Below are 23,847 nucleotides of genomic sequence, written 5' to 3'. Positions count from 1 at the left end.
ATGAGAAATCAGCATGAACAGCGAATCCGTGCCCTCTATTCCGTCCTCCGAAGCCAGCCTGAACCCTGAAACCGCAGAGACCTCCTCTGTTGCGGCCGAATCTTTCGGCGAAGTGCTTTCCCAGTTCGAAGGGGAAAACCGCCTCGCAGGCAAGGACCGCTCGGAAATGGAAGGGATTGTCGTTTCCATCACCCCGGAGCTGGTCGTGCTCGACATCGGCCTGAAGGTCGAGGGAGCGCTGCCGCGCACCGCGTTTGAGAATGATGCCGCTGAAGTAAAGGTCGGCGACCGCTTCCCGGTGTCGGTGAAGGGACGAACCGAAGAGGGGTATTACGATCTTTCGCGCAAAAAAGTGGCGCGGGTGACGGACTGGTCGTCACTGGAAGAGGCTTTTGCGAATAAGACCTCCGTGGTGGGCGTGGTGACGGCGGCCAACAAGGGCGGCCTGACTGTGGATATCGGCGTGCGGGCCTTTCTGCCGGCCTCGCGGAGCGGCGCACGGGATGCGGAGTCGCTCGAGAAGCTGGTCGGCCAGGAGATTCGCTGCCGGATCACGAAGCTCGATGTGGCCGAGGAAGATGTCGTCGTGGACCGCAGGGCGGTGCTCGAAGAAGAGGCAGCGGAAGCCCGCGCCGGACGCTTTGCCGCGCTGGGCGAGGGCTCGATCGTAACCGGAACGGTGCGCACCCTTGCGCCGTACGGCGCGTTCCTCGACCTGGGCGGCGTGGATGGCCTGCTGCATATCAGCGACCTGGCCTGGACCCGAGTCGAGAAGCTGGAAGACCTGCTGACAGTTGGGCAGGAGCTCGAAGTGGTGGTGCTGAAGATCGACGGCGAGTCGAACCGTATCTCGCTGGGGCGTAAGCAGTTGACGGCACAGCCGTGGGATACGGCGGCGGAGCGCTACATCGCCGGTCAGAAGGTTTCCGGCACCGTGCGGCGGCTTACGGATTTCGGCGCGTTTGTGGAAGTGGAGCCGGGCATCGAGGGGCTCATCCATGTTTCGGAGATGTCGTGGATCAAGCGTGTGCGCAAGCCTTCGAATGTGCTGAAGGTGGGCGACACGGTGGACGCGATCATCCTTGGCCTGCAGTCCCAGGAGCGCAAGCTGTCGCTGGGGCTGAAGCAGGTGCTCGATAATCCCTGGGCCGCGGTACAGCAGAAGTATCCGGCGGGCACGGTCATCAAGGGTTCCGTGGTCCGGCTGGTGCCGTTCGGCGCGTTTGTTGAGATTGAGCCGGGTATTGAAGGCCTGGTGCACGTGAGCGAGATCGTCGCCGACAAACGCATTGCGCACCCGCAGGATGTGCTGCGTGTGGGCGAGGTGGTGACGGCACAGGTGATGGCCGTGGACGCTGAGAAGCGGCAGGTGAAGCTGAGCATGAAGCAGCTGATTCCGACCGGTCTGGATGAGTACCTGGCGGAGCATGCAGTCGGCAATGTCGTTTCCGGACGAGTGGCCGATGCCGGCGATGGTTCGGCGAAGGTGGAGCTGGGCGAGGGTGTCTTTGCGATGTGCCGCGGCGCGGCTCCTGCGAACACGGCGGAGAATAGTGAAGCTGCGGGTGCGGCGAATCTTTCATCGCTGACGGCGATGCTGCAGGCGCGGTGGAAGGGCTCGGTGAAGGCTCCGGCGACGGATACTGGCCTCAAGGTTGGCCAGGTACGTTCGTTCCGCATCACGGTGCTGGATGCGGCGCAGAAGCGCGTGGAAGTGGAGCCTGCGTAAGGACCGGCTGTCCAGGCCTTCGTCTTTTGCCACTTCGCCTTCGGTACTCGCTCCCGCTGGTCGCGGAGGATGTGTCCCACGTCTCAGAATCGAGACGTGGGGTACCTGGCTGCCGTCCCTCCGATGAAATGCTCTAGGCGCGCTGGCGTTCGAGAGCGACGCGGACGAGCTGGCTTCGCGTACGTACTCCGGTTTTCTCGAAGAGTTGCTGCAGCAGTGCCTTGACGTAGCTTTCCGAGATGGACATGCGCGCGGCAATTTCCTTATTAGTCAGTCCTTCGAAGACACCGTTGAGCACATCTTGCTCGCGCGGAGTGAGCTCCAGCGTGGGCCGTGTCTCCTGCCGTTGCACGGGCGGAGCCGGCGCAGTGAGCTTGTTCAGGATGCTGCTGTCGATCCACGAGCCGCCGCGGATGATCATCAGAATGGCCTGAATCAGATCGGTAGGCGCGCTGTGCTTGAGGAAAATGCCGGAAGCGCCTTCGCATAGAAGCTGGCGGATGGCAGCCTGGTCGAGGCCGGCGGTCACCATGAGGATTTTGAGCTCGGGATGGCGGCTGCGCATGGCGCGGAGCAGTTGCAGACCGTTCGATTCGCCGAGATCGTAGTCGAGCAGGACGATGTCTGTTTTTGCGAGCGCGCTGGAGGCAAGGGCGTCATGCGGCGAGGCGAAATGCGCGATCAGTTGCAGACGATCTTCGGCTTCGAGCAGGCGGGCGATGCCCTCACGAAAGAGCGTGTGGTCATCGACGAGGAGGAGGCGAACGGGTTCATGCATCAGGCTTGGTTCTCCGGATCGGCGGCAAGATCAACGATAAAAAGTGCGCCTTCGGAAGACGGTTCATAGCGTAGATTGCCGTGGAAAGAACGTAACAGCGCGCGTGACAAATATAGCCCCAGGCCGGTGGACTTTGCCGAGTGTTCGAAGGGGCGGAAGAGATGGGCGGGGTTCTCCACGCCGGGACCGTTGTCGGCCACCGCAATCTGGACGCGTCCCGCAGAGGCCTGAGCGGAGAGAGAAAAGAGTGCTCCCTCATGACCGGCGAGCGCGCGGCGGCTGTTCTGCGCGAGGTTGAGGAAGACCTGCATCAGGCTGTGATGATCGGCAAGCACAGCGGGAAGACCTTCGGGAAGAGTCCAGATCGCGCGGATCTCTTCATCCTGTAGAGAAGGGCGCAGCAGGATCATCAGCTCTTCAAAAAAGGAGTGTAGGTCGATCGAAGTAATGACGGCGCTGCGGTCGCGCAGATCCATGGCGGCGATGCGCTTCAGCGCCTGGGTGAGCGTTCCGAGAGCTTCAAAGTCGGAATGATGCGCGAGCGTGCTGTCGCGTGAAAGATTTTCATGCACGACGGAGATGGCGCCGCAGATGTTGCGGATTTCATGCGAGACGGCGCTGACCAGGATGCGGGAGCCGAGCAGAAGCTGCTCGAGGCTGGTTTGCTCGCGGTCGCGAAAGTCTTCCGAGGCATCGACGATCATGGCTGCCATGCGCGGTCCGGCGGATGTGGGGTAGGTGGAGAACCAGACGTCGGCGAGGAAGGCCTCGCCATCCCGGCGCATGCCTTTACACTGCATCATCGTGCGGAAGGACTGGCGGCCTTCGCCAGGGTGAGGCACATTGGCCAGCAGGGGAAGATAGGGTGTGATGCCGGTTCCGGTCAGCGTGCCGGCGGGAAGGCCGAAGAGCCGATGAGCTGCATCATTCGCGAGCAGGATGGAGCCTTCGGCATCGAGCGTTACAATGGCGACGGGGCTGCTCTCGACGAGGTGCTCGAGTTGTTCTTCCGCTTCACGGCGGGCATGATTCTCACGGTTAAGATTGCGTAAATGTGCCGCGGCAGCTTTACGGCGCGCCGTGACTTCCGCAGCGAAGAGGCCGATGCCGGTGAAGGCGGTGACGTAGAGGAAGTCTCGTGTGATGCCGGATGGCATCGACCAGGTGAGGCCATCGAAGAGTTCAGCCAGCAGGGCGCACAGCGCTGCAATCAGTACGACGTACCAGCGGTTTAACAGACCACCGGCAAGTACGATCGGCAGCAGGTAGGCAAAGCCAAAGGGTACATCCGCATTTACTTTCCAGTCTGCAAGGGCGATGCCGACGATGAGAGTCATCACCAGCGCCAGCCGCGCAGCGCGACTGTGAAAGATAAACTCAAAAGGCATCCGTTTTAATCATTCCTCCCTACGATGCAATACCAGCGTACGCGTGTTTTGCGCTGAAAATGTGGTTGTCCGGCCCCGGTAAAGTACCCGAAAGATAGACTAAAAGATAGTTTGCATCGTCTAGAATCTTTAGGAATCCGTGTAGTTTCTTTACGATTTTCCGACTAGGGTGTGATTCAGGCGGCGCCATATCCGGCGCACCGTGGAGGCTTGTGTACAAGGCAACAAACCGGACATTCGTTCTTTTTCCGCTTCTGGGAACACTTCTGCTCTCAGCCTGCGGGAAGAAGCAGGGCGATCCTGCCTTGGAGGCGCCTCCGACGGCGACCGTCGTTCATGACGAAGGCATGGGACTGATCCATGTGGACCGCCCCGAGCGCTTTCAGCTCGTGAGCGCGGTATCCCATCAGGCAACCTCGACGCTGAATGTGACTGGAACGGTGAATCCGGATATTTCCCGTGAGATTCCGGTGGTTTCGATTGCCTCCGGCCGCGTGGTGGCACTGCATGTGCGGCTTGGTGACTATGTGCGCAAGGGGCAGCTGCTCATGGAAGTACAGAGCACCGATATCTCGAATGGGTATGACCAGTATCTGAAAGCGGTCAACGACGAGCACCTGGCGAACACACAGCTGGAGCGGGCGAAGATTCTTTTCGACAAGGGCGCGATTGCCCGCAGCCAGCTCGAAATTGCGCAGGATGGCGAGGATGACGCCAAGGCGGACCTTACCGCTGCGGATCAGCAATTAAAGGTGTTGGGCGTAGACCCCAGCCATCCGGGGGCGACCGTGAAGGTGTATGCTCCGGCCTCCGGCTACATCATTCAGCAGAATGTGACCGAGGCAGCAACTGCCGGTATGACCTACTCCGGTTCGGCCAACGCGCTGACCATCGCCGATCTCTCCCACGTATGGATTCTTTGCGACGTATACGAGAATGACCTCTCCACGGTGCACCTGGGAGAGGCGGCAGACATCAAGCTGAACGCGTATCCAGACCATGCTCTCAGCGGCACGATCAGCGACATTGGAGCGGTGCTCGATCCTTCGATCCGCACGGCCAAGGTTCGTATCCAGGTAAACAATCCTGGCAACTTGATGAAGATCGGCATGTTCGCCACGGCGACCTTCCATGGACACACCGCGGAAGAGAAGGCGGCGGTACCGGCTTCGGCAGTGCTGCATCTGCATGATCGCGACTGGGTCTATGAGCCTGCGGGAGACGGCAGCTTCCGGCGCCTTGCCGTGCAGGCCGGTCCGATGCTCCCCGGGAATCTGCAGGAAATTGAATCCGGGCTGAACGCCGGGCAGCAGGTTGTCTCCAACGCTCTCGAACTCCAGAATACGGCCGAACAATAAATGATTCGCGGACTTGTTGATTTTGCACTGAATAACCGCTGGCTTATGCTCGGCGCCGCGATTTTGCTGTTCGCGTGGGGCATTGTCTCCTTTCATAATCTGCCGGTCGAGGCGTATCCGGACGTAGCCAACAACTACGTCGAAGTGATTACGCAGTGGCCCGGGCAGGCAGCCGAAGAGGTTGAGCAGCAGGTAAGCATTCCGATCGAAATTCAGATGGCGGGTATCCCGCACATGAGCCATCTGCGTTCGTTCTCGCTGGCCGGCCTTTCCGACGTGATGATGATCTTCGATGACGATTCAGTGAATGACTGGAATCGCGAGAAGGTTCTTGAGCGCCTGAGCCAGGTGAATCTGCCCGCAGGTCTGCAACCGCAGATGGGCACCGACTGGAGCCCGGTTGGTCAGATCTTCTGGTACACGGTGACCAGCACCAACCCCATGTACGACAACATGGAGTTGAAGTCGATCGAAGACTGGACGCTGGAGAAGCAGTTCAAGTCCGTGCCGGGCGTGGTCGATGTCTCGAGCTTCGGCGGCATGACCCGCGAGTACCAGGTGCAGGTCGATCCGGACAAGTTGATTTCGTATGGGCTGAGCATCAGCCAGGTAGAACAGCAGCTGGCTGCGAACAATATCAACTCCGGCGGCGAGTTCATCGAGCAGGGGCAGCAGCAGGTCAACGTGCGCGAAGTGGGCCTGGTTCGCAGCGTTGAGGACATCGAAAACACCGTTCTTAAGACGCAGTCGGGCACGGCGCTGCGGGTGCGCGATATCGCCACCGTGGTGCAGGGACCGAAGATCCGCCTGGGGCAGATCGGCAAGTCGACGCACCGCCCGGATGGAACCATCGTCGACAACAACGACACCGTGGAAGGCATCGCGTTGCTGCAGAAGGGCGACGACTCCGACCATGTGCTCGATGGGATTCATGCCAAGGTCGATGAGTTGAATCATCGCATTCTGCCCAAGGGTGTGAAGGTGGTGCCGTTTCTGGATCGCAGCGACCTGCTGCATTACACGACGCACACCGTGCTCCACAACCTGACTGAGGGCATTGTCCTCGTTGTGGTGATCCTGTTTCTCTTCCTCGGTAACGTGCGCGGCGCGCTGATTGTCTCGATTACTATCCCGTTTGCGCTGCTGTTCGCATCCATCTGCCTGGACCTGCGGCACATTCCGGCGAACCTGTTGTCGCTCGGAGCGCTGGATTTCGGCATGGTGGTGGACGGTGCGGTGGTGATGGTGGAGAACATCGTGCGCCATCTGGGACATCGCACCAAGGATCACCCGACGACGGTGCTCGAGCAGATCCGCGAGGCCGCGCATGAAGTGCAGAGGCCGGTGTTCTATGCCATCGGCATCATCATCACTGCGTATCTTCCGATCTTCACGTTGCAGGCCGTCGAGGGACGGCTCTTCCGTCCGATGGCGTGGACGGTGGCCTTCGCGCTGCTCGGCGCGCTGCTGTTCTCGATGATCCTGGCGCCGGTGCTTTCGAGCATCCTGTTTACCAAGGGCGCCAAGGAATGGCACAACCCGGTGATGACGTGGCTGACGAAGCGTTACCGGGCGTCGGCGACGTGGGCGGTGGAACATCGCTATGTGACGGTGGGTACCGCTGTGGTGGCGCTGTGCGTGACGGCCTTCCTGGCCTTCAGCGGCGTGATCGGATCGGAATTCCTTCCGCACCTCGATGAAGGCGCGATCTGGGTACGCGGCACGCTGGCTCCCAGCACGGGTCCGAGCGAAGGCGTGCAGGTTGTAGACAAGGCCCGTATCGTCCTGGCGGCGTTTCCGGAAGTGACGCAGGTGGTGAGCCAGGTTGGGCGACCGGATGATGGTACGGATACGACCGGCTTCTTTAACACCGAATACTTCGTCGACCTGAAGCCGAAGGATCAGTGGCGCCCGGTCTTCCACCAAAATAAGGAAGAGTTGATCGGCGCGATGGACCGCGAGCTCGAGAAGATGCCGGGTGTGATCTGGAACTTCTCGCAGCCGATTTCGGACAACGTGGAAGAAGCGGTCTCGGGCGTAAAGGGCGAGCTGGCAGTGAAAATCTACGGCGATGACCTGAAGACGCTCGAAGCGCTGGGCGATCAGGTGGTGAGCGTGATGAGCCAGGTGCGCGGTGTGGCCGACCTCGGCCTCTTCCGCGTGATTGGACAGCCGAACCTGAACTACACCGTGAATCGTGAGGCTGCGGCGCGTTTCGGCATCAATGTGGCCGATGTGCAGGATGCGATTCAGACCGCGGTGGGCGGCAACGCAGTGAGCCAGGTGCTGCGTGGCGAGGCTCGCTATGATCTCGTCGTTCGCTATCAGCCAAAGTATCGCGATACGCGTGAGGCCATCAATAATATCCGGCTCCTTTCGCCTTCGGGAGAACGGGTTTCTCTGGCGCAGCTGACCAACGTGAAAACAGAGGATGGCGCGGAGGAGATCTATCGCGAAGAAGGCCAGCGGTATGTGGCCATCAAGTATAGTGTGCGCGGCCGCGACCTGGGCAGCACGGTGGAAGAGGCGATCGACAAGGTCAACAAGCAGGTGAAGCTGCCGCTGGGCTACAAGTACGACTGGGCGGGTGAATACGAGAGCCAGAAGCGCTCGTCGAAGCGGCTGATGCTGGTGCTGCCGATCACGATCCTGTTGATCTTCATCATTCTGTACACGATGTTCAAGTCGGGCAAATGGGCGCTGCTCATCATGGGCAACGTGGCCATGGCTCCGCTTGGCGGCATGCTGGCGCTGTTGCTCACGCATACGAACTTCAGTGTCTCGTCCGGCGTTGGCTTCCTCGCGCTCTTCGGTGTCTCGGTGCAGACGGGTGTGATCATGCTCGAATACATCAACCAGCTGCGCGTGCGCGGACGGAGTATTGAAGAATCGGCCGTGGAAGGCGCGGTGCTGCGGCTTCGTCCCATCATGATGACGATGCTGGTGGCCACCCTGGGCCTGCTGCCTGCCGCCATGTCGCACGGTATCGGTTCCGATTCACAGAGGCCTTTTGCCATTGTGATTGTGGGCGGCCTGATTGCGGCGCTGGCGATCAACGTCTTCCTGCTGCCAACGCTGTACGTGTGGATTGCGCGCGACGGCGACGTGCTGCCGAATCCGGAAACGGAGTTCGAGAACTGAGGATGGGAATGCAGGAACGCAGGACAAATCGTCGCGCAGGGAAGACGGCGCAGAGACTTACCGCGGTAGCCGGCATGGCTCTGCTGACATCAGGGTTGGCGATAGCGCAGTCAGCCGCAGCATCGCCTGTGACGCCTATGACCATGCAGCAGGTCGTGGATGTTGCGAAGTCGAAGAACCCCAACCTGTTGTCGGCAGAGCAGAATCTGCTCTCGGTGAAGGCGCAGGAGATTCAGGCCGGCGTGCGGCAGAATCCGACATTCGCCATCGCGGGTCAGGATGTGACGTTGGATGCCAATTCGTCGAACCCGTATACGTATAGTGCGCAGGTATCGCGCTTGTTCGAGCGTGGGCAGAAGCGCCGGTGGCGGTTGGATAGCGCGCGCTCGACGACCGACCAGACCCGAGACCAGTATGCTCTGCAGGAGCAGCAGACGATCCTCGCCGTGAAGCAGGCCTTCACCAACCTGGTGCTGGCCAAGGCTTCTTTGAAGCTGGCGCAGGACAACCTGAAGGACTACCAGCACGAGCTCGATATCAATGAGACACGCTACAAGGCCGGCGATATCGGAAAGCTTGACTATGAGCGGCTGGAGCTGCAGTTGGCGCAGTTCGAATCGGATGAGACGAATGCCGAGATGAATGTCAAGCAGAGCAGCTATCAATTGCAGACGCTGATGGGCTACCAGAAGGTCAGCGATAACTTCGATGTGGCGGGCGACATCATTCCTCCTGCCTTCAATCTGACGATGGAAGAGCTGGAGCAGCGGGCGCTGCAGGCTCGGCCGGACTACAAGGCGGCGATGGATGCGGTGCGCGTGGCGGACGCCAATGTGAAGCTGGCCTATGCGAACGGCACGACAGATCCAACGCTCGAGGGCGAATACGATCGTGCGGGCACGGACAGCTCGGTCGGTTTCAACATCAGCATCCCGCTGCGCATCTTCGATCGCAACCAGGGCAATAAGGAAACCAGCAAATATCAGGCGCAGGCCAGCCGTTTTGCCGTGGATGCGGCGCGTGCACAGGTGTACTCGGATGTGGACCAGGCGTGGGCGGGATATGTGGCTGCGAAGGTGCTCTCGGACCGCTACAACGGGCATTACACCGATCTGGCCAAGGATGTGCTCGATATCGCGCAGTTTGCGTATGAGCATGGCGGTATCGGGCTGCTGGATTATCTGAATGCGCTGCAGGATAACCGTGCGACACAGCTGAATGCGCTGACGGCCTATGCGCAGACGTGGCTGGCGATCCACCAGCTGAGCTATGTTACGGCGACAGAGGTTGCGCCGTAGGTGCTTGTATCCTCCTAAGAATGATGGCCGCGGGTTCTTCTCGCGGCCATTCTCTTTTTGCGTGAGTATCGATATGGTTTGGAGTCAGTGAGATAGAAGTGGGTTCCTTGGGGGCATGAATCTTTTTGTTCGATATCGAATCAATTGATAGCGAAGGAGTGAGTTATGCCGAAACCAATTGCAGGTCTGCACCACGTAACAGCTATTGCTTCTCAACCGCAGCAGAATCTGGATTTCTACCGCGAGGTGCTGGGTCTGCGTCTGGTGAAGCGCACCGTAAACTTCGATGATCCGGGGACGTATCACTTTTATTTCGGAGACGATACGGGCACGCCGGGGACCATCCTGACGTTTTTCCCGTGGCCGAGAGCGGCTCGCGGACAGGCCGGAGCGGGCGAAGTCTCGCATACTGCTTTCTCTGTGCCGGTGGGTTCGCTGAGCTACTGGAGGGAGCGGCTTGCCACGAAGGGGCAGTTCTTTGAGGAAGAGACGCGCTTCGGCAGCGGCGTGCTGGTCTTTCCCGATCCGGATGGCATGAGGATCGAGATCGTGGAGGACCCCGAAGCGCCGGAAGCGAGAGCCTCACGCGACGCGGATGTTCCGGCAGAGCATGCGCTGCGCGGCTTCTTCGGCGTGACTCTGCTGGAGCGGAACCTGGAAGCCACGAGCCGTCTGCTGGAGCAAATGGGATTTGCGAAGGCGGCAACAGAGGGCGACCGGGTGCGGTTTACTGCGCCAGGCCATGCGCTGGGACGGCATATCGATCTGAAGCGTGATCCGAATGCGAACTATGGACACATGGGTGCAGGGACGGTGCACCACATCGCCTTTCGGACGCGCGATGACGAGGATGAGCTGGTATGGCGCGGCGAGTTAGCCCGGGACTACAACGTGACGCCGGTGCTCGACCGCACGTACTTCCACTCGATCTATTTCCGCGAGCCGGGTGGTGTGCTCTTCGAGCTGGCGACGGACCCGCCGGGCTTCCTGTCGGATGAGCCGGTGGAGACGCTGGGGCAGACGTTGAAGCTGCCGGAGTGGCTGGAGAAGCATCGCGAGGAGATCGAGCAGCGGCTGCCGGCAATCAAGCTCGGAACAGCGAAGGAGGTGCGGGCGTGAGCACGCAGACATGGCATGGAGGCGCGCCGGTGTTGACCGCCGGCGCGCGGCTCGCTTCGGCGAAGGGCGCGCTGATTCTGCTGCATGGCAGGGGCGCGAGCGCCGAAGATATTCTGGGACTGGGGGCGGCGATAGGAAAAGCGTCGCTGGCGATGATTGCGCCGCAGGCAGCGAATCACACCTGGTATCCCTATTCGTTTCTTGCCCCGCGGGCGCAGAATGAGCCGTGGCTTTCCTCCGCTCTGGAGAAATTGGCAGCTATCGTCGAGGAAGTGAAGCGCGGCGGCATCGGCGAGGACCGGATTGTGATTGCGGGCTTTTCGCAGGGTGCGTGCCTGGCGACAGAGTTTGTCGCCAGCCATCCGGCGCGGTATGCGGGACTGATCGCCTTCACTGGAGGCCTGATCGGCGAGCCGGGCAGTGATCTGCGTCATGCGGGATCGCTTGCCGGGACGCCTGCTCTGCTGCTGAGCGGCGATCCCGACCCGCATGTGCCGTGGAGCCGGGTGGAAGAGTCGGCCGCGGTGCTCAGTGAGATGGGCGCGGCGGTCACGGCGCAGCGTTTTCCTGGGCGTTCGCACACGGTGTCGGCTGCCGAGATTGGTTTGGCGCAGGAGTTTCTGGAGGCAGGGTACAGGGATAGGGTGTAGTTTGTTGTCAACGTCTCACATGCGAGACGTGGGATGCCCGTTACTTTGCCTGTGCGCGAATCCGTTCCGTTGCTGCCTGTGCGCTGAACCCTACTTTCTTCAGCGAGGCGCGCAGGCGGGTCTTTTCCGTGGTGCTTAACACGTTCATGACCTCTTCGAGCTCTTCGCTGTGGCGGCGGAAAAGCTTCTGGATGAAGCCGCGGCCTTTTCCTGTGAGTTCGATGCGGCGGATGCGGCGGTCTTCTTCGGAGTTTCTGCGTTCGACGTAGCCTTCGCGCTCGAGCCGGTCGATGGCGGCAGTCATCGACGGAGCGGCGAGCAGCACGCGGGAGCCGATCTGCGAGATGGTCATGGGCCCCTTGTGCAGAAGGACCTCCAAAACCATGAAGTCGGTAAGTCCGAGGCCTTCCTTTTCCACCGCACTTTGAACAAAGGCGGCAAGAGCACCGTAGGCACGGGCGAGGTTCACCCAGAGGCGCGGCGCGCTGACTTCTTCCTTCTTGCTGGCTGTTGCGTCGGACATCGTTTTCAGTTTCTCTGCGCGGGTGCGCTTAAAGCGTGTTGTAGACCACGGTGACGAACATTTCTGGCGTCATCATGCCTTTGTTCCAGGTGGCGTCGAGATCGGCAGTCGGATGCTGGGCAATGACCTGCGCGAGCGACTGGCCGGCGAGTTTGAGCTTTTCAATGCGATTGGCAACGGTGGCGAGCATGTCGCGATATGCGGAGAGCGCGGACTGATCACCCGGCGCGCCGTGACCGGGGATGATCTTCGTCTTCTCGTCCACGATCTGGAGAAGCTGATCGACGCCGCGGATCATGCCGTTGATGGAGCCGCCGCTATTGGCATCGATGAGCGGGTACATGCCGTTGAACCAGAGGTCGCCGGTCTGGACGACGTTGCTGTTACGGAAGTGGAGAAAGATATCCGAGTCCGTGTGGGCATTCGGAGCGTGGACGAGGTCGATGGGCTCGTTGTCGAAGTAGAGCGTTTCGCGATCCCCGAAGGTCTCCTGGGGAAGAGCACTGTTGGGCGCGGGGGGAAATGTCGTGTTGAGAATCTCTACGCGCTGTGCGGAGGAGAGCCGTACCCGGGTGTTCTCATGCGCGAGGATGAAGGCTCCCGCATCGTGCATGGCGGCGTTGCCGTCGGTGTGGTCGAAGTGCCAGTGCGTATTGACGAGCAGGCGTAGCGGATGCGGATCGAACTTTGCGAGCTGTTCCTTGAGCTGGGGCGTGGCGGTGGCGATGCCGGAGTCCACGAGCAGCTTGCCATCCGGGCCGAGGTGCACGAGCATGTTGCCGCCTACGCCCTGCAGCAGGTAGATCGTGTCAGTGAGGCGGGTGCTGTGAATCGGTGTGGTGCGCGCGTTGGTACGCATGGTGGCGATAAGGCCGGCAGCCGCGGCTCCGGTGTTCGCTGCCGGATTGGCCGGCGGATGGCCTGCTCCGGATTGCTGCGGCCATGCGCGCGACGCCGCGAAGGCAAGGCCTCCGGTGGTAATCGCGGTCTGGATGAGGAAGTGGCGTCGTGTCGTCATCGGCTTCAGCTCTCTCGTGCGCACACTCTCTGGGCAGATAGATGCGTTTCCGGGCGGAAGTGGCGATCAGAAAAGTCCAGGAGGAAGATTGAGACCGCCGAGCATGCCCGACATACTGGATTTGAGAATCTCTTCGGCCTTGCGGCCGGCCTCGTTGAAGGCGGCGGTGATGAGGTCTTCGAGCATCTCGATATCGGCTGCGCTGCCCAGTCCGGCGACGGCAGAGGGGTCGATGGAGAGTTTGAGGACTTCTTTCTTGCCGTTCATGCGGACAGTCACGGCTCCGCCGCCCGAGGAGCCTTCGACCACGGACTGGGCAAGCTTCTGCTGCATCTGTTCCTGCATTTCCTTGGCCTGGCCAAGCATTTCCTGGAGCTTGAAGGGGTTCACTGCGTTTTGCCTCTTTTACTTTCCTGGGCGCAGGTCAAGGACGCTGCGCACCTCTGCGTTGAAGAGTTCCTGCGCCCGTTTGACGAGCGGGTTCTCGAGAGCGATGGACTGGATGCTGCCCCTTGCGGCCGAGGCCGTGGATGCGGGGCGTGGGCCGGAGCCGGGCGCCTTCGCCTCGCCGTGGATAAAGGTCAGCTTGTGGTTGATGCCGATGGCGCGAAGCGCGGCTTTACAGATCTTTTCTGCTTCGGCATTCATGGTGAGGCCAAGCATTGTCTTCTTGATGCCGACTTCGACCTCGATGGTGTCGCCTTTTTCACGCCACTGGCCGGAGGAGAGCAGCACGGATGCGGTGCTGTGTCCCTGGGCGTCGAGCGCGGAGCAGACCGTGTCCTGAATAAGGGCCATGTCTACTGAGGAAGACGGTTCCTGCGCCAGGGCAAGGGCTCCATTGGTCAGAGGGGACTCTACTTCCGCTTTGCCGACAGGGGCGCGGCCGGGCTCGTCTTCCTCCTGAAGCGCAACGGCGAAAGGTTCGGGAGCTGCGGCAACCGTGCTCACGGCGACCGGCTCCGGACGCGTTTCCAATGTGGGGCGCAGGGCTTCGATGGGGGCAGCTGTGAGCGGTTCGGGCTCCGGATCGGGCAGGACGGCGGCGATGTTGCTGACCGGTGCCGGCGCAGGTGCCATGACCGGCTCGGGGGGGGCATCGAGAATCGGCCGCGCGGGTGGTTCCGCGATAGGCCGGACCTGCGATGCGATGACAGGCTGGCTGGGAGCTTCGATAGAAGGTCCGGAGCCGGCGTCACTCGTCATTTTCCGCGAGCGGTCTGCTTCAAAGGGTGAGAAAGCGGGGCGAGCCGGCTCTTCCGGTCGTGCCGCCGCCGGTTGAGGAGCCGTTGGGCGCAGCGCAGGGGCTGGTGCCGGAGTTGCGGGCCTCGGAGCTGCAGGAGCCGGCCGCGCGGCGGCCGCGGTGCGCGGAAGGCTTGCTGTGGAGCCTGCGGGCGGCAGTTTGCTGAGGAATTCCTCGACCGGCAGCAGGCGGGTGAGATGCACCAGCTTGATGAGTCCGAGCTCGAGGTGAAACCGCTGTTCCTGCCGATAGTTGAGCTCGTCGAAGGTGCGCAGCGTGATCTGCAGGAAGCGGGTGAGGTCTTCCTCGGAGAAGAGCAGCGCGGAGCGAGCGGCGCGGGCGCGCTCGTCGGCGGAGATCTGCAGCAGTTCGGACTGCTCGCCGTCGATGCGAGCCATGAGCGTGTTGCGCAGGTAGCGGACGAACTGGCGGGCGATCTGCGCAGGGCTGTTGCCGGCGTTGAGCAGGCGATTCAGCTCTTCGATGAGCGCGGCGGTGCGGCCTTCGGCGATGGCTTCGAGAAAACCTTCAAAGATGGTGTTGGGGACCGAGCCCATCAGCTCGCGAATCTGCGCGGCATCGAGCTGCGGGCGGCCGTCGATAACGGGGGCCGAGGCGATGGCCTGGTCCATGATGGAGAGTGCGTCGCGCATGGAGCCGTCGCCGGCTTCGGCAAGCAACGCCAGCGCGGCATCCTCTACGCCAACCTCTTCGTGCACGGAGATGGCACGGAGCTGCTCGAGAATATCGTCGAAGCGGACGGCGTGGAAGCTGAAGTGCTGGCAGCGCGAGCGGATGGTCTGTGGGATGTCTTCCGGCTGCGTTGTCGCCATCATGAAGACGATGTGGTCGGGCGGCTCCTCGAGGGTTTTGAGCAGCGCGTTGAAGGCGGCATCGGTGATCTGGTGCGCCTCGTCGAGAATGTAGATCTTGTAGCGGTCGCGGGCGGGCCGATAGCGGGCGGCGTCGCGCAGCTCGCGGATTTCATCGATGCCGCGATTGGTGGCGGCGTCGATTTCGATCACGTCCACGGCGTTGCCCTGGCGAATCTCGGTGCAGGACTCGCAGGTAGAGCAAGGCTCCGGCGTCGGGCGCTCCGGCGAGCCGATTTCGCGGCGGCAGTTGAGTGCCATGGCCAGGATGCGGGCGATGGTGGTTTTGCCGATGCCGCGGTGACCCGAGAAAATATAGCCATGGGCAATGCGTCCCTGCGACAGGGCATTGAGCAGGGTACGGGTGACGTGATCCTGCCCGGCGACGTCAGAGAATCGCTGGGGGCGGTATTTGCGCGCTAGAACCTGATAAGCCATCGGGAAAAAGGTAACGGTTCATTGTATCGGGCGGGGCTGAGGAAGCAACGCCGGACGGAGCAGGGAAAGAGGACGCAATGGAGAAGAAGAGCGACAAAGGGTTTGCGATTCGCGTGGCCACGGAAGCAGATGCTCCGGCGCTCAAGGCGCTGATCGAGGCTTCTGTCCATGGGTTGCAGGCCGGGGATTACTCCCAGGCGCAGCGCGATGCGGCGGTGGGGGTGCATCTTGGCGTGGATTCGCAGCTTATCGCCGACCGGACATATTTTGTCGTCTCCCCGCAGGCGCAGCCGGAGGTGATGGCGGCGTGCGGAGGCTGGAGCCGGCGTCAGACGCTCTTCGGCGCGGATCGCCGTCCGGACCGGGATGCGAGCCTGCTCGATCCGGCGGTGGATGCGGCGCGTATCCGGGCGTTTTTCGTCCATCCGGATTGGGCGAGGCAGGGCATTGGATCACTTCTTCTGCAGTATTGCGAGGATGCGGCGCGCGCGGAAGGCTTTCGGCGTTTCGAGATGGGAGCGACGCTGACCGGGGTGCCGCTCTATCGGCGCTGGGGATATGAAGAAACAGGGCGGATAGAGCTGGAATTGGGGGATGGTTTAACGCTGCCGATTGTGAGAATGGGGAAGACAGACAGGGAATAGGGTGTAGGCGGTTGCCTGGTGCTCCAAAGATCTCTTCGGTCGCGGGATGTGTTTCTTCCCCTCGATCAGAGAAAACCCCATGTCTCAAAAGCGAGACATGGGGCACCCGGGGTTCTATCCCCTATTCCTAAACCGAAGCGTTGTTCTTCGCCGCCGCCCGCTTGGCGGCGCGGGCACGACGGCTGAGCTCTTCGTGGGAATACATGGACTTGCGGCAGGTGGGTGCGCCGCAGTTGCAGTAAGCTTCGTCCTCATCACCATCGTAGAGGTTGTAGTCGTAGGTGAGCTCTTCGCCGGAGGCGATGTCGCGGAGGGCGAAGATGTAGACGCGCCCCCTCACTTCCTTCGTCTCACAGTTGGGATCGCAGGAGTGGTTGATAAACATGGCCAGGCCAAAGCCGTCGATGACGGTTTCTCCTTTGCCCAGGCCGAAAAGATAGGTGGTCGGCGAGTTCTCGTACTTTTCGTCGGCGCGGTCTTTGGAAATGCGTGGGCCGGTGTACTCGACGATGCGGGTGCGCCTGCGGATCGGCTCGGTGGTGTAGCATCCGGCGGCATGGATAGAGGAAGAGCGGATGATCAGCGGCATGGTGATTCTGGGCCGAGTATACAGCCCTTTGCAGAGGACAAAGGTCTAAACTGAAAGAGGATGAGAAGAGAAATGAATCCATGCCTGCGAATCCGTGATGGCGTGCTGTGGTCCGCGTTGCTGGGGGTAGCTCTGGGCTCGTCAGCGTTTGCGCAACAGCAGAATCAGGATCAACAGAGCACGTCCTCCTCCTCGCAGTCCGCAAACACTCCGGCACAGACGCCGGATGCCGCCGCAAAGAAGCCGAGCACGGCGGCAGACAACCCGTTCCCTGAAGCGATCTCAAAAAAAGCTGCGGCCGAGGCCAATGCGCCGGAGAGTGCGAAAGCTCCGGTGAAGACCGATGACGGCAGTTCTTCGAGCCGCAGCGCCTTTGCCGGCGTGGCATCGCCGCTCGACAACACCAACCGCATCTCGGACGGAGCGGGGGGATTCATCCACAACCCGAAGATGGCGGAAGAAGACGTGAAAGTAGGCGGTTTCTACTTCACCCGCGGTGACTACCAGGGGGCGTACGCACGTTACAAGGAAGCCACCGAGGTGGATCCTGGCAATGCGGATGCGGTGCTCGGTCTGGCGAAATCGGCGCAGGGGCTGAAGCATACGCAGGAGGCTGTGGACAACTACCGCATCTACCTCGATGCGTTTCCGGATGGCAAGAAGGCCAGGGATGCGCGTAAGGCGCTGGCAGAGCTGGGCGCGGCGCCGAAGTAGGGCTGTATCCCTGTCAGGAAAATGCGTGCCGAATCAGCGCAACCACATAGAGTACGGAGAGCGGGGCGAGGATGAGATTCCGCAATGCCGAGGCAACGGCTTTGCGGCGCACCGGGCGTCCGCCGCGATAGCCGTTGCGGGTAAGCAGGTCCGCGGCGAGTGAAAGCAGTTGGTGGACCAGCCACATTCCTAACGCAAAGATCAGCAGCTCCCAGAGCAGGACATAGAGCGTTCCGCCCAGGTTCAGGCCGAGCTTTTGCATAGCGAGCTCGAGCTGGTCGGGCATGAAGAGACGCTCCTTGAACGTGTGCCACTGATGTCCCGTACTGATAGCCCAGATGCAGACGGCGCAGAGCAGCACACGCCACGCGGTGATAAGAGCTTCGGAAAGATTGATCTCCCAGCGCTGCGCCGGGCGGGTGCGCAGATGCAGGTAAACGCGCAGAGACGCCGGAATGATACAGAGCACCAGCAGCAGGGTGAGATGGCTCCGGACGGCGATGCCTGTTTCCTGGAGATACATCTTCGAGTGCTGCCATGCGGCTGCGAATTCCGAAGAACGTGTGACCAGCAAAACCACGGAAAGCTCCTTACCAATCGAACAGGACCAATCGAGCGGGAACGCACCGTGGGGGCGGAGTTGCCTGGAGCACCGGAACCTCGATCGTGCTTTCAGGATGATAGACGATGCGGCGGTCGACAGCCGTATCGGGAGAGCGTAGAGTCCGGGCGTGGATGCTTCGTTCGCGTGGCTAACGACACAAGTGGAAGTCAGGCTCGGCAGCCTGAGCGCGGCGGAATGTGGCATGCATGCGCCGTCGTCGGGCTGGTCCCGGCAGGAGGTGGTGGAGCATCTTCTGTTGACCTACGGAGAGACGCTCGCGCTGGTGGAAAAGTACTGCGCGCGGGAGCGGGCGACAGGGCGCAGGTCTTCGCTGCGGGAACATATCGTCAGGCGGGTGGTGCTTGGCCTGGGATGGATGCCGCGTGGTGTGCAGGCTCCGGTGTTTGTACGGCCACAATCGGTCTTGCCGGAGGCCGGTGGCAGGGAGCTGTGCAATCGCTTCCGGGAGCGGTTATTACAGCTGGATATCGGACTGACGCGCGGTGAAGCGGTCTTCGGAGATCGGGTCTTTGCACCGCATTTTATGCTCGGTCCCATGACGGCAAGGCAATGGCGGCGGTTTCACTTTGTCCATGGAAGGCATCACCTCGGGCAGCTGGACCGGATCACGCGTGCACTGCGCGGATAGCGCCCGGGCTCTACAGGAAAAGGTGCAGGTACCAGTGGATGGTGTCCGGCCCGGCGAAGATGGCATACAGGGCGGCGAGCGAGAGAAAGGCTCCGAGAGGAATGCGGGTGGTTGCATTGGCTCGCCGGCTTACGAGCAGAACGAACCCATAGATCGCCGCCATCACGACGCCAAGGAAAAGAATCAGCAGCGCACTGGCTGGACCGAGCCACGCGGCAAGCATGGCGAGCAGCTTGGCGTCGCCGATCCCCAGACCGCTGCGTCCTCGAACAGCGCGATAGCCAAGAGCAATGGCAAGAAGCAGGACGGTTGCGGCAAAGCTCCAAAGCGCAGCATGGAGCACTGTTGCCAGACGCGAGCCGGTCGGCGCGGTGACTGCGGTCCATGCAAGGCCAAGCGCGATACCCGGCAGGGTGAAGGCATCTGGCAGGCGGAGTGTCTCCGCATCCATGACTGCGAGGCCGAGAAGAAGAAAGCAGAGGACGGCCATGCCGACACCTTGCAGTGTCAGGCCGAACTGAAGAAGGCACGCGAGCCAGAGCAGGGCATTGGCCAGTTCTACCGCCGGATAGCGCCAGGAAATCGGTGTGCGGCAGGCACGGCAGCGTCCGCGCAGGATCAGGTAGCTGAGCAGGGGAATATTGTCCCTGGAGCGGATGGGGGTCTTGCAGCCCGGGCAATGCGACGGCGGGTGGACGATGGAGCGATGCCACGGGAGCCGGGCGATGCAGACGTTGAGGAAGCTGCCGAAGGCGAGGCCAAAGAGCAGGGTAAAGATCGGGACGATCGTCGGGGCGATCATTGGAACGATCGTCGAAACGATCCGGGCAGCCATCGAAAGGAAGGGAGACACCGGGGTCAGTATAGCCGTATCGCCGGAGTGGGCTGATCGCAGGCTCTGTTCCTGACAAACTCTTGAGCGTCAGCACCTCGGTTAAACTCTGGGTAATGCCTTTCCCTGAGCCTGTGGCCGGTGATCCGGCGAAGAGCGCAGACCTGGTACCGGCTCCGGCCGGAGCGGCTGGACCTGCGCAAAAGTCTGAACCGATTCCAGGCGAGAGTTTCACCGAAGCTGTCGCGATCATGGCCCGGCTCCGCGGGCCGGATGGATGTCCATGGGACCGGGAACAGAGCTTCGATTCGATCCGGAAATACACGCTGGAGGAGACCTATGAGGTCTTCGACGCGATTGAGCGGCGTGACTGGCCGTCGTTGCAGGATGAGCTCGGCGATCTGCTGCTGCAGGTGCTCTTTTATGCTCAGATGGCCTCGGAGGCAGGACACTTCTCGATTGACGACGTCATCGGCAACCTCAATCGCAAGCTGGTGCGGCGTCATCCTCACGTCTTTGGCGAAGAGGCGGCGGCGCAGGCAGGAAACCGCGCAGAGAGCCTTACGGTCGAGGGCATCGATGCAGGCGGAGTGCTGCGCAACTGGGAAGAGATCAAGAAGCGGGAGAAAAAGGATCGGCCTGCAGGGCATGGCCGCCTGGATGAGGTTCCACGCGCGATGCCGGCCTTGAGCGAAGCCGCGAAGCTGGGCAGCAAGGCGGCAAAGGTGGGCTTCGACTGGCCGGAGGTTTCCGGCCTCTTTGCCAAACTGCAGGAAGAGATGAGCGAACTGAAAGCGGAACTGGCACCTGACGGGACTCCGCAGAACAGCAACGCTGTCACGGAAGAGCTGGGAGACCTGCTCTTCACCACCGCGAACCTGGCCCGGCATCTAAAGGTAGATTCAGAGCTGGCCTTGCGCGATGCGAATGCGAAGTTCCGGCGCCGTTTTGCGGCAATGGAAACTGCAGATGGCAATGGGCTTGAGCAGCGGTCGCCGGAAGAGCTGGAGGCATTGTGGGCCAGCGCCAAGGAAGCAGAACGGAAGCCCGAATAGGGAAGGCTTTTACAACGGAAGGAAGAATGATCGGCATGCCAGGCATCCGTACATTGGCAGAAGGGTCCGAGGTCTTTGCGGCCAGGGATGGGAGAGAAATTGAGCTGCGCAGCTGTCTGGGCTTCGAGGAGCTGGATGCATGCGTAGCGTTGCAGGTGGAGACATGGGGCTATGCGGATGGCGATGTCATTCCCCGGCGTTCTTTTACCGTTGCTCAAGCTATTGGTGGTCAAGTGATTGGCGCATTTGATCTTAGCCTGACAGGGAAAGCGGAGGCGAAGAGCCTTGCCGGGTTTGCCATGGCTATGCCCGGCGTGCACCCGGACGCCTCCGGCGAGCCCGAGGCCTATCTCCACTCCCACATGTTGGCGGTACGAGCGGCCTATCGGAACGACGGGATGGGGAGGCGGCTCAAGCTCTTCCAGCGAAAAGAAGCGCTTTCGCGGGGCATTCGTAATATGGAGTGGACCTTTGATCCGCTGGAGATTAAAAACGCTTTTCTCAACATCCATAGGCTGGGTGCGATTGTTCGCCGCTATATTCCGAATTTCTATGGTGTATCCTCTTCTCGTCTCCAGGCTGGACTTCCGAGTGATCGCCTTGTTGCCGAATGGTACCTGGATTCTCCGCGCGTGATAGCGACTCTGGGCGGTGTGAACCTGCCCACAAACGACGCTGCGGAAACGATCGTGGTTCCGCGCGCCATCGGAGAGTGGAAGTCTGCGGCGGATTCTCTGGATCGTGCTCAGAAAGTGCAGGAAGAGAATCGCGGGCGGTTTCTCGATGCGTTTTCGCGCGGGCTCGCGGTGGTGGGATTTGAACGCAGCGAAAACGGTGACGGTATCTTCAGGCTAGACCCATTTCCTCAGGCTCAGGATGCAGGAAAATCCGGAGAAGCGAGACCTCTATGAGAATTGATGCCATCTATCTGCGCGAGCTCCATATCCCGCTGGTGCAGCCCTTTGAGACAAGCTTCGGCGTCACGACGGATCGTCGCGTGCTGCTGGTGGAGCTGAAATCGGAGGGGTTGACGGCCTGGGGAGAGTGCGTCGCCGGGGAGCATCCGTATTTCTCAGATGAGACTATCGATACGGCATGGCTGGTGATGACGCAGGAGCTGGCTCCGGTGCTGGCTTCGACCGAAGTGGAGCATGCGGGGAAGATCCCCTCGCTCTTCAGGCAGGTGCGTGGGCATCGTATGGCCAAGGCAGCGCTTGAGAACGCAGTATGGGATCTTGAGGCGCAGGTGCGCGGAATCGCCCTCGCGGAACTGCTTGGCGGTAGCCGGGAGACCATTCCATGTGGGGTCTCGATCGGTATTCAGCCGACGCTCGAACGGCAGTTGGCGGAGATCGAAAAAGAGCTGGCGGCTGGATATCAGCGCATCAAGCTGAAGTGCAAGCCGGGCTGGGATACGAAGGTCTTCGAGGCTGTGCGCAAGCGCTGGCCCGATATTGTGCTGAGCTGCGATGCGAACTCCGCGTATCGCCTGAAGGACGCTGACCATATTCGCGAGTGGGACAACTTCAACCTGCTGATGATCGAGCAGCCGCTCTGGTATGACGACTTCTACTTCCACTCCTTGCTACAGAAGCAGCTGAATACGGCGATCTGCCTGGACGAGTCGATTCGTAACCGGCGCGACGCACTGGCGGCGATCGAGATGGAGTCGTGCCGGATCATCAATATCAAGAATGGGCGTGTAGGCGGATTCAGCGAGGCGATTGCAGTCCATAACGCGGCGCAGGAGCGGGGTATTCCCGTCTGGTGCGGCGGCATGCTGGAGAGCGGCATCGGCCGTTCGCACAATATCGCATTGTCCTCACTGCCGAACTTCAGTCTGCCGGGCGACGTGTCGGCCTCGAAGCGTTATTGGAAGGAAGACATCATCGAGCCCGAAGTTACGGTGTCGGCGGAAGGCGAGATCGTGGTTCCTGCGGAGCCGGGCCGGGGCTTTGCCGTGCGCGAAGATCTGGTCGAGCGGCTGACCGTCCGTAAAGAAGAAATACGCGCGCTGGCATTGGCCTAAAAAGCATGGAATGAGGAGTTTTCCTCAATAAATAGGGGGTGGCAATTGACCGGAAAGCCGCTCCCCATTACACTTTAGAAAGTGCGCATCCCGAAGAGATTCGGTGAGGCGCCTCTCACAGAATTGCCCTCTCGTTCAACGGCAGGACAGCTGACTCTGACTCAGCATATCGGGGTTCGAATCCCTGGGGGGCAACCAATCTTTTTTAAGTCATAGAAAATAAATAAGATAATCTAGTCGATTCGAATCCCTGTGCGGCCTCCGCATCTGTATATACTCGCATTGGCAAGTCATTGAATTCAGGTTAGAAGTTGGGAGCGGCGTTTTCCAACGGTAATCATCTTACTGCGTTTGCCTGACTCTCAGTTTCAAGCTAGGGATGAGACGCAACTCTATCACCAAGCTGTTCGTGGCCCAATTACGCAAGGCCGATCGGAGTGGCTTGCCTGAGCAGATTCCGCCGAGCTTTCCTTCAGGGAAAGGTAGTGTCTACTTCCTGTGGAAGCTTGCTGCTTTCGATCCTCGTTCCAGTTTGCTTCCTGAAAAAAGTGCGTTGAATCGAGGGCGCCGTGATCTGCGCCATTAAAGCGCTTATTCTTCCCCAGGTTTCCCTTCGCCAAGTTGGATTTCGGTCGAAGACGAACATTGGCTCTGGTTCAGAAATACCGAGGCCGATCGCCGCTGCGCTACACGAACTATCTCTTCGGTCTAAATCAGCGGGCAAGCCATCCAGAATTTGAGCGTGCAACAGCGCATCTCGCTCGGTGCTCAGCCCTTCGGAGTTGCCGTGAATCCGCTTGTCGGCAACGTGTATGTTGCGAATTCTGTCAGCTATCCAGAGTCCGGCTCGGTCGGAGCTCTCAATCAGAGTGGGACACTCGATGCTACGATCTCAGCTGGCTATGCACCCCTCGGTATTGATGTTGACTTCGGGACCAACCTCATCTTCGTAGCGAACAGCCAGTCCAATACTGTCGGGATCATTAGCGGAAAGACCAATGCAGTGACTGCGACGCTGCCGGTCTCCAGTCTCTTCCTGGCAGTAAACCCGGTGACACAAAAGGTCTATGTAGCTCCCTCAGCAAACACTCCCATCCTGACTGTCGTAAATGAAAAGTAAGCTTCACGCAAATTAAAGAGGGAGCAATAGGAGTTGCTCCCTCTTTGACTTGCAGC

22 protein-coding genes and 1 tRNA gene are annotated in these 23,847 nt (G+C 60.7%); 14 read left to right on the top strand and 9 right to left on the bottom strand.

Annotated elements, in window-relative coordinates; genetic code table 11:
• Nucleotides 1–13 precede the first annotated feature (13 nt).
• Complete coding sequence (locus ESZ00_RS00115; RefSeq protein WP_129206159.1) at nt 14–1,729, top strand: S1 RNA-binding domain-containing protein; 1,716 nt, start codon at nt 14–16, stop codon at nt 1,727–1,729.
• Between the two features lie 133 nt (nt 1,730–1,862).
• Here the strand turns inward: ESZ00_RS00115 and ESZ00_RS00110 are convergent, their stop codons facing one another.
• Entirely contained in the window at nt 1,863–2,507 is a 645-nt protein-coding gene (locus ESZ00_RS00110; RefSeq protein ID WP_129206158.1) for a response regulator, read from the bottom strand.
• On the bottom strand, nt 2,507–3,895 hold the full coding sequence (locus ESZ00_RS00105) for an ATP-binding protein (protein WP_129206157.1): 1,389 nt from the start codon (nt 3,893–3,895) through the stop codon (nt 2,507–2,509). Before ESZ00_RS00105 ends, ESZ00_RS00110 begins: the two co-directional genes overlap by 1 nt.
• A gap of 305 nt (nt 3,896–4,200) precedes the next feature.
• Between ESZ00_RS00105 and ESZ00_RS00100 the strand changes: the two genes are divergently transcribed.
• The 5 genes from ESZ00_RS00100 (at nt 4,201) to ESZ00_RS00080 (ending at nt 11,461) form a co-directional block, all read left to right on the top strand.
• Nucleotides 4,201–5,253, top strand: coding sequence for an efflux RND transporter periplasmic adaptor subunit (locus tag ESZ00_RS00100; RefSeq protein ID WP_229740849.1), 1,053 nt, complete (start codon nt 4,201–4,203; stop codon nt 5,251–5,253).
• Entirely contained in the window at nt 5,254–8,394 is a 3,141-nt protein-coding gene (locus tag ESZ00_RS00095) for an efflux RND transporter permease subunit (RefSeq protein ID WP_129206156.1), read from the top strand.
• An 8-nt stretch (nt 8,395–8,402) separates the two neighbouring features.
• Nucleotides 8,403–9,692 (top strand): TolC family protein, encoded by a 1,290-nt coding sequence (locus tag ESZ00_RS00090; protein WP_229740848.1) that lies wholly within the window; start codon nt 8,403–8,405, stop codon nt 9,690–9,692.
• 165 nt (nt 9,693–9,857) lie between these two features.
• On the top strand, nt 9,858–10,811 hold the full coding sequence (locus tag ESZ00_RS00085; RefSeq protein ID WP_129206155.1) for a ring-cleaving dioxygenase: 954 nt from the start codon (nt 9,858–9,860) through the stop codon (nt 10,809–10,811).
• Nucleotides 10,808–11,461 carry an alpha/beta hydrolase gene (locus tag ESZ00_RS00080; RefSeq protein WP_129206154.1) on the top strand — a complete coding sequence of 218 codons (654 nt, stop codon included), beginning with the start codon at nt 10,808–10,810 and terminating at the stop codon, nt 11,459–11,461. Before ESZ00_RS00085 ends, ESZ00_RS00080 begins: the two co-directional genes overlap by 4 nt.
• Nucleotides 11,462–11,501: 40 nt before the next feature.
• On the opposite strand, the gene ESZ00_RS00075 is transcribed toward ESZ00_RS00080, so the two are convergent.
• The 4 genes from ESZ00_RS00075 to dnaX form a co-directional block, all read right to left on the bottom strand.
• Nucleotides 11,502–11,984 (bottom strand): MarR family winged helix-turn-helix transcriptional regulator, encoded by a 483-nt coding sequence (locus ESZ00_RS00075; RefSeq protein WP_129206153.1) that lies wholly within the window; start codon nt 11,982–11,984, stop codon nt 11,502–11,504.
• A gap of 28 nt (nt 11,985–12,012) precedes the next feature.
• A complete protein-coding gene (locus ESZ00_RS00070; protein ID WP_129207828.1) occupies nt 12,013–13,002 on the bottom strand; it encodes an MBL fold metallo-hydrolase in 990 nt (329 codons plus the stop codon).
• A 66-nt stretch (nt 13,003–13,068) separates the two neighbouring features.
• Nucleotides 13,069–13,392: a YbaB/EbfC family nucleoid-associated protein gene (locus tag ESZ00_RS00065; protein ID WP_129206152.1), complete on the bottom strand. Its 324-nt coding sequence runs from the start codon at nt 13,390–13,392 to the stop codon at nt 13,069–13,071.
• Nucleotides 13,393–13,407: 15 nt separating this feature from the next.
• The gene (dnaX, locus tag ESZ00_RS00060; protein ID WP_129206151.1) at nt 13,408–15,555 is read right to left on the bottom strand and encodes a DNA polymerase III subunit gamma/tau; all 2,148 of its coding nucleotides are present in this window, start codon (nt 15,553–15,555) and stop codon (nt 13,408–13,410) included.
• A gap of 77 nt (nt 15,556–15,632) precedes the next feature.
• On the opposite strand from dnaX, the gene ESZ00_RS00055 reads away from it, so the two are divergent.
• The gene (locus ESZ00_RS00055; RefSeq protein ID WP_129206150.1) at nt 15,633–16,199 is read left to right on the top strand and encodes a GNAT family N-acetyltransferase; all 567 of its coding nucleotides are present in this window, start codon (nt 15,633–15,635) and stop codon (nt 16,197–16,199) included.
• A 127-nt stretch (nt 16,200–16,326) separates the two neighbouring features.
• Here ESZ00_RS00055 and ESZ00_RS00050 read toward each other — a convergent pair whose 3' ends face one another.
• Nucleotides 16,327–16,788 carry an SET domain-containing protein gene (locus ESZ00_RS00050; protein ID WP_129206149.1) on the bottom strand — a complete coding sequence of 154 codons (462 nt, stop codon included), beginning with the start codon at nt 16,786–16,788 and terminating at the stop codon, nt 16,327–16,329.
• 72 nt (nt 16,789–16,860) lie between these two features.
• On the opposite strand from ESZ00_RS00050, the gene ESZ00_RS00045 reads away from it, so the two are divergent.
• Nucleotides 16,861–17,502 (top strand): tetratricopeptide repeat protein, encoded by a 642-nt coding sequence (locus ESZ00_RS00045; RefSeq protein WP_164981254.1) that lies wholly within the window; start codon nt 16,861–16,863, stop codon nt 17,500–17,502.
• Nucleotides 17,503–17,515: 13 nt separating this feature from the next.
• On the opposite strand, the gene ESZ00_RS00040 is transcribed toward ESZ00_RS00045, so the two are convergent.
• Complete coding sequence (locus ESZ00_RS00040; protein WP_129206147.1) at nt 17,516–18,082, bottom strand: hypothetical protein; 567 nt, start codon at nt 18,080–18,082, stop codon at nt 17,516–17,518.
• 151 nt (nt 18,083–18,233) lie between these two features.
• On the opposite strand from ESZ00_RS00040, the gene ESZ00_RS00035 reads away from it, so the two are divergent.
• Nucleotides 18,234–18,755: a DUF1569 domain-containing protein gene (locus ESZ00_RS00035; protein ID WP_129206146.1), complete on the top strand. Its 522-nt coding sequence runs from the start codon at nt 18,234–18,236 to the stop codon at nt 18,753–18,755.
• A gap of 10 nt (nt 18,756–18,765) precedes the next feature.
• Here the strand turns inward: ESZ00_RS00035 and ESZ00_RS00030 are convergent, their stop codons facing one another.
• On the bottom strand, nt 18,766–19,590 hold the full coding sequence (locus tag ESZ00_RS00030; RefSeq protein WP_229740847.1) for a prepilin peptidase: 825 nt from the start codon (nt 19,588–19,590) through the stop codon (nt 18,766–18,768).
• A 113-nt stretch (nt 19,591–19,703) separates the two neighbouring features.
• On the opposite strand from ESZ00_RS00030, the gene mazG reads away from it, so the two are divergent.
• The 5 genes from mazG (at nt 19,704) to ESZ00_RS00005 (ending at nt 23,791) form a co-directional block, all read left to right on the top strand.
• Nucleotides 19,704–20,642 carry a nucleoside triphosphate pyrophosphohydrolase gene (gene mazG / locus ESZ00_RS00025; RefSeq protein WP_129206145.1) on the top strand — a complete coding sequence of 313 codons (939 nt, stop codon included), beginning with the start codon at nt 19,704–19,706 and terminating at the stop codon, nt 20,640–20,642.
• Between the two features lie 26 nt (nt 20,643–20,668).
• On the top strand, nt 20,669–21,553 hold the full coding sequence (locus ESZ00_RS00020) for a GNAT family N-acetyltransferase (protein WP_229740846.1): 885 nt from the start codon (nt 20,669–20,671) through the stop codon (nt 21,551–21,553).
• On the top strand, nt 21,550–22,671 hold the full coding sequence (gene menC, locus ESZ00_RS00015; protein ID WP_129206144.1) for an o-succinylbenzoate synthase: 1,122 nt from the start codon (nt 21,550–21,552) through the stop codon (nt 22,669–22,671). The genes ESZ00_RS00020 and menC overlap by 4 nt, the downstream gene beginning before the upstream one ends.
• Before the next feature lie 124 nt (nt 22,672–22,795).
• A tRNA-Gln gene (locus ESZ00_RS00010) sits at nt 22,796–22,869 on the top strand.
• 544 nt (nt 22,870–23,413) lie between these two features.
• Entirely contained in the window at nt 23,414–23,791 is a 378-nt protein-coding gene (locus tag ESZ00_RS00005; RefSeq protein WP_129206143.1) for a YncE family protein, read from the top strand.
• The last annotated feature ends 56 nt before the right edge of the window (nt 23,792–23,847 follow it).

This window comes from Silvibacterium dinghuense (assembly GCF_004123295.1).
GTDB classification, from domain to species: domain Bacteria; phylum Acidobacteriota; class Terriglobia; order Terriglobales; family Acidobacteriaceae; genus Silvibacterium; species Silvibacterium dinghuense.
Note: the sequence above shows the minus strand (reverse complement) of the source record. Positions and strands in the feature narration are given on the sequence as shown.